Source organism: Snodgrassella communis (genome assembly GCF_914768045.1).
Taxonomy (GTDB): domain Bacteria; phylum Pseudomonadota; class Gammaproteobacteria; order Burkholderiales; family Neisseriaceae; genus Snodgrassella; species Snodgrassella communis.
Genome location: NZ_CAJZCD010000007.1, coordinates 1 through 14,224 on the forward strand (window position 1 = coordinate 1; position 14,224 = coordinate 14,224).

A 14,224-nucleotide genomic window follows, 5' to 3' on the forward strand; every position below is an offset into this window, starting at 1 on the left:
AATTTCGTCGCCTACGTTGATTACACCACGTTCTACACGGCCTGTTACTACGGTACCGCGGCCTGAAATTGAGAATACGTCTTCAATCGGCAACAGGAATGGTTTGTCTACTGCACGTTCTGGAGTAGGAATGTAGCTGTCTAATGCGTCTGCCAAGGCCAGAATAGAAGCTTCACCGATATCTGATGTATCGCCTTCCAGTGCTTTCAGTGCTGAACCTTTAATCAATGGAACATCGTCGCCTGGGAATTCGTAGCTTGACAATAGGTCACGGATTTCCATTTCTACCAATTCCAACAGCTCTTCGTCGTCTACCATGTCGCATTTGTTCATGTAAACGATGATGTAAGGTACGCCTACCTGACGAGCCAACAGGATGTGTTCGCGTGTTTGTGGCATAGGGCCATCAGCAGCAGAAACAACTAAAATTGCGCCGTCCATCTGGGCTGCACCGGTAATCATGTTTTTTACATAGTCCGCGTGTCCCGGGCAGTCTACGTGTGCATAGTGACGTTCTGCGGTTTCGTATTCTACGTGAGAGGTGTTAATGGTAATGCCACGGGCTTTTTCTTCCGGTGCATTGTCAATCTGATCGTAAGCTTTCGCTGCACCACCAAATTTTTTGGACAGAATGGTACAAATTGCAGCGGTCAATGTGGTTTTACCATGGTCAACGTGACCGATGGTGCCAACGTTTACGTGCGGTTTACTCCGCTCGAATTTTTCTTTAGCCATGGCTACTTCCTATCTAAAGACTATTAAGGTTTATCAACTTAGTGGTGCCCATGGACAGAATTGAACTGTCGGCCTCTCCCTTACCAAGGGAGTGCTCTACCCCTGAGCTACATGGGCATTTGGTAGATATTACTTATCTGGAGCGGGTGAAGGGAATCGAACCCTCACCGTAAGCTTGGAAGGCTTCTGCTCTACCATTGAGCTACACCCGCATACTTACTTAAAAAAAATATTCCAAGTAAGACTGGAATTTTGGTGGAGGGAGAAGGATTCGAACCTTCGAAGCTTTCGCAACAGATTTACAGTCTGCCCCCTTTGGCCGCTCGGGAATCCCTCCAAAAGAGAACGGCATGATAATGTTCATTTGCATCTTAGTCAAGCATATTAAGCATTTTTTTTGCTAAAAATAATAATTAACTGTTTCAAATAAACTTTAACCGATGTAATTTTACTCTTTTTCCGCCATTAGCTGCTGATATTTTGCTTTTAGCTCTTCTTCGCTTTCTGGATGCTCTTCGTCTATGATGATGCAATCTACCGGACAAACCTGCTGGCATTGCGGTTCATCATAATGTCCAACACATTGAGTACAACGTTCCGGGGTGATTTCATAAATTTCATCGCCCTGATAGATGGCGTTGTTTGGGCACTCAGGCTCACACACATCGCAGTTGATGCACTCATCTGTTATCAAGAGTGACATGTTTTTCCTTTATCGTTAAATTTTACTCAAAACCATTGGGCGCGGATTATAGCATTATTTTGCCTGTACCTTGGTTCACCACTATCTGTTTATGCTATTTCTGCGTTACGATAAGTTAATAATTCAAAACGGCTTATACCCGACTTTCCTTCCCGCAGTTGTTGCCAGCCTGATGGTAATGTGGGTAATGTACTGCTTTCCAGATAAACGCGTGCCTGTGGCCGCAGATGTGGGACGATGGCATTTAAAAGCCCCGGCCATTGCGCCCAGTTATAAGGTGGGTCGAGAAACACTACATCAAATTGTTGCTGGTTACTTGCAAGAAAGTTCTGTGCATCAGTACAGATGAGCGCTACCTGACTAAAATTCAATTGTTGCAGGCTGTTTTTAATTGCTGTAGCTACGTGACGATTTTTTTCGACCAGTGTAACTGTTTCGGCTTTTCTTGAAGCCGCTTCCAACCCCATGACTCCGCTACCGGCAAACAAATCCAGTACAGCCATGCCACTTAAATCCTGTCCCAGCCAGTTAAACAGACGCTCACGCACACTATCGGCAGTTGGGCGCAGGCCATCAGCTGCCGGAAATGTTAATTTACGCCCTCGATGAGTGCCACCAATGATGCGCACTTGATTGCGATGCTGCTGCTGTATTTTTGCCACGTGAGTTGACTCCGATAAAAAGAGACTTTCAGGTATGCTGAAAGTCTCAGTAAATCTATTTACTTTAAGCGACCTATCTTACTCTTTAGGTGCTGGTGGTTCGATCTGTTCTGTATAGCCACATTCTTTTTGCGGACATACTTTTTCGGTGCCACGTCGCTTGGTGGTTTTAATGGTAAGTATTGGCCAGTGACATTGCGGACATTGCTCATTAATTGGTGGATTCCACACTGCATAATCACAATCCGGATAGGTATTACAGCTGTAAAACAGTTTTCCATAACGGCTTTTACGCTCTATCAGACTGCCTTTATGACACTTCGGACACTCAATGCCAGTGTCTTTAGGTTTTTCCAGTGGTTCAATGTATTTACATTTGGGGTAGTTGGCGCAACCAATGAATTTGCCATAACGTCCACGCTTGTAGACAAGCTGGCCTTGGCACTTCGGACAGCTGCGCCCTTCTACTATGGTAGGCTCTTCTGCTGCCTTGGCTGCTTCTTCGGCAGTTTCATTAACGTTGCGGGTGTAATCACATTCTGGATAACCTGTGCATGCAATAAAGCGACCGCGTTTGCCAAATTTAATCTGTAGCTGGTTCACACCGCATTTAGGGCAGATTTCATCCAGATTTTCGGCGGTAAGCTCTGCACGCGGGATATCTTCTTTGGCCTTAATTTCTTTATCAAAGCCTTTCCAGAATTGTTGCATGACTGGCCTCCACTCCCGTTTACCACCGGCAATGTCGTCCAGCTGGTTTTCCAGTCTGGCGGTAAAGTTGTAATCAACGTACTGACCGAAATGTTCGGTTAGAAATTTATTGACTACTTCGCCCGTATCAGTAGGCAGAAAGCGTTTCTGTTCTAGAGTAACGTATTCCCGTTCTTTTAGGGTGGAAATAATACTGGCATAGGTCGATGGCCGGCCGATGCCATATTCTTCCAATGCCTTTACTAGACTGGCTTCAGAGTAACGTGGTGGTGGCTGGGTAAAATGCTGCTCGCCAAAAATTCTGTCTACTGGCAAGTTGTCGCCTTCATGCAGTTCTGGCAGTTTTTTGGTATTTTCTTCATCTTCGCTGTCGTCCACACCTTCTTCGTATACGCTGAGAAAACCGGCAAAAGTCTGTACCTGACCAGTTACACGGAAGATACCTTTACCAACGACAATATCGACGCTGGTCGTATCAAAGCGGGCGGGTGCCATTTGGCAGGCTACAGCACGCTGCCAGATCATCTGATACAGACGGAACTGGTCAGCAGTCAGGAATGGTTTGACTGCTTCCGGCGTACGGTAGACTGAAGTTGGTCTGATGGCCTCGTGCGCTTCTTGTGCATTTTTAGATTTGGTTTTATAAATTTTAGGTGCAGATGGTAGGTATTCGCTGCCAATCTTGTTATCAATATAATGGCGTATTTCAATCACTGCATCATCAGACAGGCTAACTGAGTCAGTACGCATATAGGTAATCAGCCCTACGGCACCCTGCCCGACATCCACACCTTCATACAACTGCTGTGCGGTACGCATGGTACGGTCTGTGGTCATGCCTAGTTTGCGTACTGCTTCCTGTTGCATAGTTGAAGTGGTAAAAGGAGCAGCGGGATTCCGGCTGCGCTTTTTCTTTTCCACTTTGGTCACATGCGCCTGCTGTCCGACCAGTGCGTTTACAATTTCCTGCTGCTGAACTTCATCTGGGATATCAAACTGTTCTAGTTTCTGCCCCTGCCAGTGAGTTAATTTGGCAGTAAATTTGGTACGCGCTTTATGGCTGTCCAGATGTACAGTCCAATATTCCTGAGCAGTAAATTCGCGGATTTCCTGCTCACGCTCACAAATCATGCGTAATGCTGGACTTTGTACTCGGCCAGCAGATAAACCACGGCGAATTTTTTTCCATAATAATGGAGACAGATTAAAACCTACCAGATAATCCAGAGCGCGCCGGGTCTGCTGCGCATCTATCAGTGTTTGCGACAACTCTCGCGGATGGGCAACTGCATCAAGCACGGCTTTTTTGGTCACTTCATGGAATACAACCCGCTTTGGATGCAGGTTTTTCAGCCCCCGCTTGGATTTGAGTATTTCCTGTAAATGCCAAGAAATGGCTTCACCTTCTCTATCCGGGTCGGTAGCCAGATACAGTACATCTGCTTCTTTGGCCGCAGCAACAATGGCATCTAGATGTTTGGCATTGCGGCTGACTAGCTGATACTTCATGGCGAAGTCATTTTCCGGATCTACGGCTCCGCTTTTAGGCACCAGATCGCGCACATGGCCATAGGAAGCCAGAATTTCAAAATCGCTGCCTAAATACTTTTTCAGTGTTTTGGCTTTAGATGGGGATTCAACAATCAACAGGTTTTTTGCCATTCGTTCAGGCTCACAGTCGTAATTTAAGTATTTGTGATATGTTGGTAGTCTGGTTTATTCTAATAAATACACATGGACAAAGCAAAAAGCTTTCAGACATACTAACTGAAAGCTTTCAATACTGTATCGCTGTCAGTATTTTACTGCATGATGGCCTCACCGTTGAGTGCAGCCATTAGTTCATCGCCGATCAGTACCGGTAATTCTGAACGGTGTGCCCATAATACCAATAAAGCTAACACTTTAGCATGGTCTACCGTGATGTCTTCATAGGGTAAGTTCATCAGGGCGTTGAGTACAAATTCTCGCTGCTCTGGCTTAAGTGCACCATTCTGTTCCAGAAAATGTATCAGACCACGCACATCCAGTGGTAGTGTATCCAGTTCTTCAGTATTGTAAATGCGTATTCCTGTACTACTGCGTAATATTTCTGCCGGAATCACTGGTTCAAAACGCAAATAATCCAGACAGGATAATGCGTCGCCAATTTCTTCATCATTGAAACCTACTTCTTCCAGCAATGCACCCAGATCTTTACGAGGAGGGAATGCATCAACGTCTTGAAAGTGCTCAATCAAAAACGCTATTACATCAATCATTTGCTTTCCTTTCAAGATTTAATGCGTTGGTAACAGCCGCCCGGCAGGGCAGTAATCCAGCCACCAAGTTCCAGTGCCATAAGATGAGCATACACATCTGTTGCTGTCATGCCAAGTGTTGTAATCAGTGTATCCGGGTGAACTACACTGTAACCCAGTCCGGCCAGAATCTGCTGTTCGATCGGGCTAAGTGCAGATACAGGTGCACTGGCTAATGATAAATCTTCAGGATTACCGATGCTGGAGGATGGCATACTGATTTGGGATTCTGGTTGGACAGATTGGCTGCTATATGATTGCAAATGCGTTTTTTGCAAGAGCAGAGGACATTCTTGCAGAATATCTGCCAGATTTTCTACCAGTCTGGCGCCCTGTTTGATCAGTGCGTGACAGCCTTTACTTAAGGGATTATCAATTGATCCCGGTATCGCCATGACTTCCCGTCCCATTTCACCTGCTAGACGTGCGGTGATTAATGAACCTGATTCAGTTGCAGCCTCTACTACTAGCGTACCTTGACTAAGTGCCGCAATCAAGCGATTGCGGCGGGGAAAATTCTCGGCCAGCGAACGGGTACCTAACGGAAATTCAGAAATAATACAGCCATGTGCGGCAATCTGTGAAGCCAGTGCCTTGTTGCGTGCCGGATACACACGGTCAATTCCGGTACCCCAGACAGCAATGGTGTTCCCTGTACCCAACAATGCCCCCTGATGGGCAGCAGTATCAATACCATCAGCCATTCCAGAGATAACGGCAATTCCCTTTTGTGCTAGTGCTTTGGCAAAATCACGGGCGATGCGCATTGCCTGTGGTGTTGCATGACGGCTGCCAACTATGGCCAGTGATGGCTGATGCAGACATGAACTGTTACCACGGATAAATAATAATGGTGGTGGTGTTAGTCCTTCAGTTAGCAGTACCGGATAATCATTGTCGGTCAGTAATAATAGTCGGGCATCGGCGTAGGATTGCTCCCATTTTAAAGCGGCTTCTGCTGCCTGTCTGGCCTCGTCACTACGCCAGTACCGGCTGGCCTGCGCGCGATGCAGAAAAGGTTTGATTTCAGCAATACTTGCAGACAGTATGGCTTGTGCTGAACCAAAATGATTCAGTAGGCGCAGAAATGTTTTACTGCCAATATATGGAGTTAAAGCCAGCTCAATCCATGCGTAGCGCTCTTGCTCATTCATCTACATTATCTTTACATTATATATTTTATTAATTATGACAAAAGTAAGTTTATAGAACAATTGATTATTTAAATGTAGTGACGAAATATTATTTATATTAAATATAGTTTTTAATTAAATTATTAATTTTGCTTTATTTTTAAATAAAATTTAGAATCTCTTTTATTTGATATATAAATTAATACCTTTGTGTGCTAGTTATTATTAATTTAGAAAATATATATAAATTTATGCTTGTTTTTGTAAAATTAGTATGTATACTTAATCAGGCGAACACTAGTGTGGTTTGATGCTGTTTAGACTTTCGGGATAAGAATCAAAGGTACATATATGCTAGCATCACTTAAATTTAAGGATTTTCTGCATCCACGTCCGACTCCTTCTGGAATTGATGTGGACTGTAAGTTAAAACATTTTGCCATTATTACTTATGCGGTTGATGCACATAAGTTTGCTGGATTATTTCCGCCACGTTTCCAGTTAGATAGTGTCATGATTGATGGTCAGGAAAAGGGTTTGTTATCAGTAGTACCATTTATGGACGTGGATTTTACCTCGGCAGTTTATCCTTTTCCTGTTTTCACTATGGGACAAACTAATTACCGGATTTACATCATTGATACCACTACTGGAGAACGTTGTGTCTGGTTTTTGGGTACAACGCTGGATTCGTGGACTATTATGGTACCGCGCCATGTATGGAAGCTACCGTGGCATCCGGGCAAAATCAGTTTTAATTGTGACTTTGATCCGCATTCTGGCTGCTACCGACGCTATGAAATGCATACACAGGCAAATTGGGCGCCCGCTCAGGTACAATTAAGCCAGCAACCTGATCAGGAATTTCATTTTCAGGGTTTTCCTGACAGTGAAACAGCACTGGTTTATCTCACTCATCCGCTGGCAGGTTTTTACTACCGCCGCAATGGTAAATTGGGTACTTACCGAGTTTGGCATGATCGTCTGGATGTGCGACCAGCCAAACTTGAATCGGCGCAATTTGGCCTGTTAAGTCGAATGGAACTGGTTAATGAAGATGAGCAGCAGCACCCATACAGTGTGCTGCTTCAACCAATTAATGAATTTACAATTTATCTGCCACCTACTGCTTTATAAATTTAAAGCATACAGAAATTGGGGTTGATTATTGGCTATTGCTTTGGCTTTCTATGGGAAGAGGTAAGGCAGGATGATTAATTTTGCTTAATGCCCAGACTAACCACCTTAAAAAAAGCGCGATGTTGTCTGGTTCATGGCACTTAACGGAAGCGGCCGGATTTAATGGTTAGCCCCTGCTGAATTCTGGAGGCCAGACTATAATTGCGTAATGCATGAGTTAGCGCAACAGCCAGCGCATCCGCAGCATCTGCCTGTGGTGTACCAGACAGGGACAGCATTTGTACTACCATATGCTGTACTTGCTCTTTAGCTGCTTTACCTTTACCGACTACTGCCTGTTTCACTTGCAATGCAGTGTATTCAAACACTGGTAATTCGTCCAACGTTAATGCTGCTATTGCTGCGCCACGAGCCTGTCCCAACACCAGCGTGGCTGCCGGATTAACATTGACAAATACCTGTTCGATAGCAGTTTGTGTTGGCTGATAGGTAGCAATAACTTCCCGTAGGTTATGTACAATCACTCGAATACGCTCAGCCAGCGTAGCACCCACAGTGGTTTTAATACAGCCAGAGGCAACATAGATGTGCTGGCGGCCGATTACATCAATCACTCCGAAGCCGGTAACACGACTTCCGGGATCGATACCTAAGATACGGATTGTGGTTTGCTCAGACTGCTGTGTTTGCATGCTTATACTACTGCTTAATTACGGAAAAATAGAAATAGAATTGATACGGGTAGGAAAATCAAATACTCTGTAAAAGCGGATTTCGCCAGTTGAATAAATAATGTTACTGTATATTGGTCATATGTGTTAGTTATTCGCCACGATTTTTATTAACCCATTGATTGGCCAGATGTAACCTTTCTATTGTCCCGACATCCAGCCAGTAACCGGTATGATATTCGCCACTAATCTGATTTTTCTGCATGGCGGTACGCAATAAAGGTGCCAGTTTGGCTCGGGTGTGAGGGGGAATATTGTTAAACAAGGCCGGATGATATACGCCAATACCACTAAAGGTTAATGTTGGATTATGGGGTTGTTCTGTGGTTACGTCCCCTGTCTGAGTGAGGCTAAAATCGCCATCAGGATGGTGCTCTGGGTTATCAACCAGCCATAAATGCGCCAGTTTACCTGTTTGCTCTATTCTTGCACCAATCTTTAAGGCTTGTGCAAAATCAATATCGGTTAATACATCGCCGTTAATAACCAGAAATGGTTTATGTCCAAGTAAGGGTAAGGCTGTGGCAATCCCACCGGCAGTTTCCAGACCACCTTTTTCTTCCGCGGAATAACAAATATTCACTCCGTAGGTACTTCCTGTGCCCAGAGTAGCTTCAATTTGCTGCCCTAACCAAGCATGGTTAATCACAATATCGCGAAAACCTGCGGCCTGTAAGCGCTGCAAGTGATGGCCGATTAACGGTATTCCGCCGACATTCAGCAATGGTTTGGGACTGGTATCGGTAAGCGGGCGCATACGTTCACCGCGTCCGGCAGCAAGAATCATGGCTTTCATGGTTATTTATTATTCCGTAATACAGTTGATGGGCTGGATTGCTGTGCAGCCTATAATACAACAGGCAAAGCCGGTTGCTTTGCCTGAATGATAAGGGAAATGACAAATTAAAGGATTTACATCAGTCTAAACCAGATTTAATTCCGACCCTGTATTAAAGATTGCTGCGCCCTTTTCACCTTGTTCGTACAGATTAATCCGCAAGCGTAAATCGTTAGGTGAATCAGCTTGGCGTAATGCTTCTTCAAAATCAATGATACCATCAGCATATAGCTGGAACAGACACTGATCGAAAGTTTGCATACCATCATTACCTGCTTTGGCCATCAGTTCTTTTATCTGCATTAATTGGCCTTTGTAGATATAGTCCTGAACTGTGGCTGTATTAATTAACAGGTCAATCACGGCGCGACGGCCTTTTCCATCCTTTTTCACGGCCAGACGCTGGCCGATGATACATACCATATTTAGTGCCAGATCCATTAATATCTGTCTATGCTGGTCTTCGGGATAGAAATTCATAATTCGCTCAATGGCCTGATTGGCACTACTGGCATGCAGGGTAAAGAAACAGAGGTGGCCGGTTTGCGCCAGTTTCAACGCATACTCCATACTTTCATCACTGCGCACCTCTCCCACACATACAACATCAGGAGCCTCACGCAAGGCGCTTTGCATGGCATTGTCCCAACTCAGAGTATCCACACCTATTTCACGGTGAGTAATAATGCTTTTCTTGGGTTTGTGTACATATTCAATCGGATCTTCAATGGTCAGAATATGGCCGGCAGAATGAGTATTGCGATGGTTGAGCATGGCAGCCATAGTGGTAGATTTGCCGCTACCGGTAGGACCGGCCAGAATAATCAGACCACGTTTTCTCATTACCAGTTCATCCAGCACTGGTGGCAGAAAAAGGCTTTGGGTAGTTGGAATATCGGTGGTAATCCGGCGTAACACCAAGCCAACCCGACTTTGCTCATGATAGGCATTAACCCTGAAACGCACGCCATTTTTGGCAATTATGGAGTAGTTTAGGTCTAGTTCTGCCATAAATCGCTGACGTTGAGCCATTGTCATGGTTGACATGGCAATTTTAGCAGTTTCTTCGGCGGTTAAAGGCTTGGTTGGTGCCGGCGTAATTTTGCCATCAATTTTCCAAGATGGCGGAAAGCCGGGACTGATAAAAATATCTGCTGCATTCAGACGTACAGCTTCAGCAGCCATTTTTTCCAAAACCGGATGAATATGGATGGTTTCCCGCTCATGAGCAATAGGAGACTGTGTACTGGCAGGAGCACCTGTTCTGATATCTGTCATATGAGATTCGGTCATCGTGTTTCTGTTTTTTTCTGGTTTATTGATTTCAGGGGTATATAAAGCAGGTTTCGATTTCTTTTCAGCAGCTGGTACTGTTGTTGCGGTTTCTGATGTGGCCAGTGACACCAGTTGCTCCGCTGCAACAGTGGAAACAACTGGTATCGTTTCTGCGCCGGAAGTCAAGGTAGCCGTCGCTGTGTCTGCGGCAGGATGTTGATAATGGTTAACCATATCCGCGAGTAAATCAGATAAACCGGACTCTTTGGTGGAGTCTTTCTGCATCCCCATAGCAAAACACTTTCCTGAGTAAAAAACGATAGATAATTATCCTACCAACTGGTCTGGATTCGAAGCCTTGGAACGAGCAACATCCAGACTGATGCGACCCTCACGCAATAGTTGCTGCAAACACTGATCCAGTGTCTGCATTCCGAATTTCTGTCCGGTCTGCAAAGTAGAATTAATCTGGGCGATTTTATTCTCACGGATCAGATTACGCACTGCTGGCGTACTAGTCATAATTTCATGGGCTGCCACACGTCCATTGCCATCCTTGGTTTTCAGTAAAGTCTGAGAAATTACTGCCTGCAAGCTTTCTGACAACATGGAGCGAACCATTTCTTTTTCACCAGCCGGGAATACGTCCACAATACGGTCAATTGTTTTGGCCGCTCCGGTGGTATGCAAAGTACCAAATACAAGGTGGCCGGTTTCAGCAGCAGTTAAAGCCAAGCCAATGGTTTCCGGGTCACGCATTTCCCCTACTAGAATCACATCCGGGTCTTCACGCAGGGCTGAACGCAGGGCATTGGCAAAACTATGTGTATGCTGATGCAATTCGCGTTGATTAATCAATGATTTTTTACTTTGGTGTACAAACTCAATCGGGTCTTCAATTGTTAGAATATGGCCGGCATCATTATTGTTGATAAAATCAATCATTGCGGCCAGTGTGGTTGATTTACCGGAACCGGTAGGACCGGTTACCAGCACCAGTCCACGCGGCTTTTCTGCTATTTTCTGAAAAATCGCTGGCGCCTTGAGCTCCTCAAGGGTAAGAACTTTACTGGGAATGGTACGCATAACGGCTGCTGGGCCACGCTCGGTATTAAAAGCATTGACACGAAACCGCGACACATTGGGCAATTCGAATGAAAAGTCAGTCTCGAGATTTTGCTGATAGTCCTTGCGCTGGTAATCGTTCATAATAGAAGCAATCATTTTGCCTACTTCTTCTGCACTCTGTTCAGGCAGATTAATACGGCGAATATCCCCATTAACGCGTATCATGGGAGGCAGACCAGCACTCAGATGCAAGTCGGAAGCTTTATTTTTAACGCCAAAGGCCAATAAATCTGTTAGCTGCATATTTACTCCGTTATGCTTGCCCGCGTCATGCAGGCAGAAATATTATTCTTATTCTAATCAAGTTGGCGTCTCTTTAAAATGAAAATATTTGTCACTCTGATAAAATTTTTACAAAGACAGCCTGATTAAATCAAAAAAACTGAAAATTTTCACTCAATATGAACAATGCAGATTTTTTAATTAGACACTGGCAGCAGGTACTGGCAGACATTACCAGTGTGCGTCAGCAAACTGCGGCATCCCAACCTGTACAGCTAATCGCGGTCAGTAAAACCTTTCCGGTCAATGATATCGCTACTCTGTATCAGGCTGGCCAGCGTGATTTTGGCGAAAACTACATTCAGGAATTCAGCGAAAAAACCAGTTTGCTGGCCGATTTGGATATTGTCTGGCACATGATTGGTCATATCCAGTCAAATAAAAGCCGTATTGTGGCAGAACGGGCACAATGGGTACATACCATTGACCGTGAAAAAATTGCCCGGCGCCTGCATGAACAGCGCCCGGAACATTTAACACCGTTAAATGTGTGCATCGAAGTTAATATTGCCGCCGAAGCCAATAAGCATGGTATCAGCACAGACAGCGCCGAATTACTGGCACTGGCCACAACCATCAGTACTTTGCCGCGGCTGAAACTGCGTGGCTTGATGTGCGTGGCTAAAGCAAACAGCACAGACATTGAGCTAAGACAACAGTTTAATCAGATGCAAACTTTATTACAACAGCTACGTGAGGGCGGATTTGCGGTTGATGTGCTGTCTATGGGAATGAGTGCAGATTTAAATACTGCTATTGCCTGTGGCGCTACTCATGTACGGGTAGGAAGTGCCATTTTTGGCCAGCGCAGTTATGCAGAAACAGGAAATAATTAATTAAAAACACTTAATGAGAAAAAATTATGCCGGTAAAAATTTCTTACCGGCAATACAATTGCAATAGCGAACACTGGTTAAAGCGTACCAATAAATCAGGCTATTTTTTTAGCTTTAAACTGATGGGTAGGCTGAGCAATTTCATTCTGTGCAGCAACCACCTGCAACTCATACTGCTGGCGTTTTAAAGTTTCCAGCATTACACCATACACTGCTGCGGTAGTATGCTCAAACGCTTCAAGTAAGGATTTACCAGACAGATAATCGGCCAGAAAAATCCCGCTCGTCATATCTCCCACTCCCACAGGTTGGCGTTCGCCAAAATCGACCAGCGGCCGGTGAATATGCCAAGCTGATTCATGAGTAACCAGCAACATTTCAAAGCGATCAGACTGATAACCGGCGCGACTCAAATGTTTCACCAGCACCGCTTTCAGCCCTTTATTACATAAAGCGCGACAGGCAGCAACTGCCTCCTCTACATTATTAATGCGCTGTCTGTGGTTTAATTCTTCCAGCTCATACAGATTTGGAGCGATCATATCGCTCAGTGGCAATGCAGTGTCACACAAAAATTCAGCCACGCCTTCAGCAACAATACAACCTTTTTCAGGATGCCCCATAACCGGATCACAAAAATATATTGCTGAGGGATTAGCCTGTTTCACTTTTCTGACAATATCAATAATGGCATTGCCCTGCTCAGCAGAACCCATATAGCCACTCAGTACTGCATCACAATTCTTAAGCTCATCAATGGCAGCGATACCATCAACAATATCCAGCAGATGCGCAGCCGGCATAACTGTACCTTTCCATTGCCGGTATTGAGTATGATTGGAGAACTGTACCGTATTCAATGGCCAGACATTGACACCTAAACGGCGAATAGGAAACACAGTAGCACTGTTACCGGCATGACCAAAAACCACATGAGACTGAATTGATAGTATATTTTTCATAATAATGCCATTTTATAACCCAATAAATCAGGTTGTCATCTTTAAAAATAATTAGCTAACTAACCAAACATGCCAAATGAAACTGATTATACGCAGATTATACTGGCTGAGATAAATCATTACCTGTAAATAGTCTAAACCGGAATCTTGCTTTTCACACTAATGGCAACACAATTCGTCCATCTCTATCTCATACACTATGCAGATGGTACTTTATAAGTTATTTTTATAAGTACACCTGAGCAGCACTTATCCGGCAAATCATTGTATATATTATGGCTGTAAATCTAAATAAGGTTTCATGAGATAAGCTGTGCATGCATTTTCAGATCGGGGAATTCTTTTCAGTATTTAAATATACTGGTTACAGTACCATGTACCAATTCTGAGATACGTGTTTATTTTTTTCTGAGTGTACGCTGTCATGGCATATAATTAATCCATATCGCTTTATGGTCGGAGCCATACCAGTGATAGCTCCCCGTCACCACTATTTTATCTGGTTGCCGTACCAGTGCATGGTCAATCGACAGCAAAGCAGGTAGCCAGGTCGGCCGCGCTCGCGGGCTGGTCAGATGCACATCAGCTGCCTGAATAAAATCCCGAAAAACCTGAGAAGACAAAGATTATTTAAAGGAAATTCAAAACAAAAAAGCCAACTTTAAAGATGGCTTTTGGTCTGATTTCAGCTAATCCAATGATTTCCGTTCACTCTTATAGGTAAATAAGCATAACCATTGCAAAATGATGTTATTGCTGTATGCAACCTGATGGTTGCAGTATAGTTT

At 44.4% G+C, this 14,224-nt stretch carries 14 protein-coding genes and 3 tRNA genes; 2 read left to right on the forward strand and 15 right to left on the reverse strand.

Annotated features, from left to right (window positions below):
* The 9 genes from MJ761_RS07765 to dprA all read right to left on the reverse strand — a co-directional run.
* On the reverse strand, positions 1-735 hold a 735-nt coding region (locus tag MJ761_RS07765), incomplete at its 3' end, for an elongation factor Tu (protein ID WP_239392898.1).
* 42 nt (positions 736-777) lie between these two features.
* Positions 778-852, reverse strand: a tRNA-Thr gene (locus MJ761_RS07770).
* A gap of 21 nt (positions 853-873) precedes the next feature.
* Positions 874-947 (reverse strand) — tRNA-Gly (locus MJ761_RS07775).
* 41 nt (positions 948-988) lie between these two features.
* Positions 989-1,072 (reverse strand) — tRNA-Tyr (locus tag MJ761_RS07780).
* A gap of 111 nt (positions 1,073-1,183) precedes the next feature.
* Positions 1,184-1,438, reverse strand: coding sequence for a YfhL family 4Fe-4S dicluster ferredoxin (locus MJ761_RS07785; protein ID WP_037406885.1), 255 nt, complete (start codon positions 1,436-1,438; stop codon positions 1,184-1,186).
* Between the two features lie 89 nt (positions 1,439-1,527).
* The gene (gene rsmD / locus MJ761_RS07790) at positions 1,528-2,100 is read right to left on the reverse strand and encodes a 16S rRNA (guanine(966)-N(2))-methyltransferase RsmD (protein ID WP_093092690.1); all 573 of its coding nucleotides are present in this window, start codon (positions 2,098-2,100) and stop codon (positions 1,528-1,530) included.
* A 78-nt stretch (positions 2,101-2,178) separates the two neighbouring features.
* Positions 2,179-4,473, reverse strand: a complete 2,295-nt coding sequence (topA, locus tag MJ761_RS07795; protein ID WP_093092689.1) for a type I DNA topoisomerase — start codon at positions 4,471-4,473, stop codon at positions 2,179-2,181.
* 140 nt (positions 4,474-4,613) lie between these two features.
* Entirely contained in the window at positions 4,614-5,072 is a 459-nt protein-coding gene (locus MJ761_RS07800; RefSeq protein ID WP_037490987.1) for a Smg family protein, read from the reverse strand.
* Positions 5,073-5,083: 11 nt separating this feature from the next.
* Positions 5,084-6,265 carry a DNA-processing protein DprA gene (gene dprA, locus MJ761_RS07805; protein ID WP_093092688.1) on the reverse strand — a complete coding sequence of 394 codons (1,182 nt, stop codon included), beginning with the start codon at positions 6,263-6,265 and terminating at the stop codon, positions 5,084-5,086.
* 330 nt (positions 6,266-6,595) lie between these two features.
* On the opposite strand from dprA, the gene MJ761_RS07810 reads away from it, so the two are divergent.
* Positions 6,596-7,381, forward strand: coding sequence for a YqjF family protein (locus MJ761_RS07810; RefSeq protein WP_093092687.1), 786 nt, complete (start codon positions 6,596-6,598; stop codon positions 7,379-7,381).
* Between the two features lie 143 nt (positions 7,382-7,524).
* On the opposite strand, the gene ruvC is transcribed toward MJ761_RS07810, so the two are convergent.
* The 4 genes from ruvC to MJ761_RS07830 all read right to left on the reverse strand — a co-directional run bounded on the left by ruvC (position 7,525) and on the right by MJ761_RS07830 (position 11,599).
* Complete coding sequence (gene ruvC, locus MJ761_RS07815) at positions 7,525-8,076, reverse strand: crossover junction endodeoxyribonuclease RuvC (RefSeq protein ID WP_037490993.1); 552 nt, start codon at positions 8,074-8,076, stop codon at positions 7,525-7,527.
* 130 nt (positions 8,077-8,206) lie between these two features.
* Positions 8,207-8,911 (reverse strand): N-acetylmuramate alpha-1-phosphate uridylyltransferase MurU, encoded by a 705-nt coding sequence (gene murU, locus MJ761_RS07820; protein ID WP_093092686.1) that lies wholly within the window; start codon positions 8,909-8,911, stop codon positions 8,207-8,209.
* Positions 8,912-9,037: 126 nt separating this feature from the next.
* The gene (locus tag MJ761_RS07825) at positions 9,038-10,246 is read right to left on the reverse strand and encodes a PilT/PilU family type 4a pilus ATPase (RefSeq protein ID WP_093092709.1); all 1,209 of its coding nucleotides are present in this window, start codon (positions 10,244-10,246) and stop codon (positions 9,038-9,040) included.
* A 309-nt stretch (positions 10,247-10,555) separates the two neighbouring features.
* Entirely contained in the window at positions 10,556-11,599 is a 1,044-nt protein-coding gene (locus MJ761_RS07830) for a type IV pilus twitching motility protein PilT (protein ID WP_093092685.1), read from the reverse strand.
* Positions 11,600-11,757: 158 nt separating this feature from the next.
* On the opposite strand from MJ761_RS07830, the gene MJ761_RS07835 reads away from it, so the two are divergent.
* Positions 11,758-12,474, forward strand: a complete 717-nt coding sequence (locus MJ761_RS07835; RefSeq protein ID WP_093092684.1) for a YggS family pyridoxal phosphate-dependent enzyme — start codon at positions 11,758-11,760, stop codon at positions 12,472-12,474.
* Positions 12,475-12,569: 95 nt separating this feature from the next.
* Here the strand turns inward: MJ761_RS07835 and pdxY are convergent, their stop codons facing one another.
* Entirely contained in the window at positions 12,570-13,436 is an 867-nt protein-coding gene (pdxY, locus tag MJ761_RS07840; RefSeq protein ID WP_093092683.1) for a pyridoxal kinase PdxY, read from the reverse strand.
* A gap of 422 nt (positions 13,437-13,858) precedes the next feature.
* Complete coding sequence (locus MJ761_RS07845) at positions 13,859-14,059, reverse strand: hypothetical protein (protein WP_093092681.1); 201 nt, start codon at positions 14,057-14,059, stop codon at positions 13,859-13,861.
* Between the last annotated feature and the right edge of the window lie 165 nt (positions 14,060-14,224).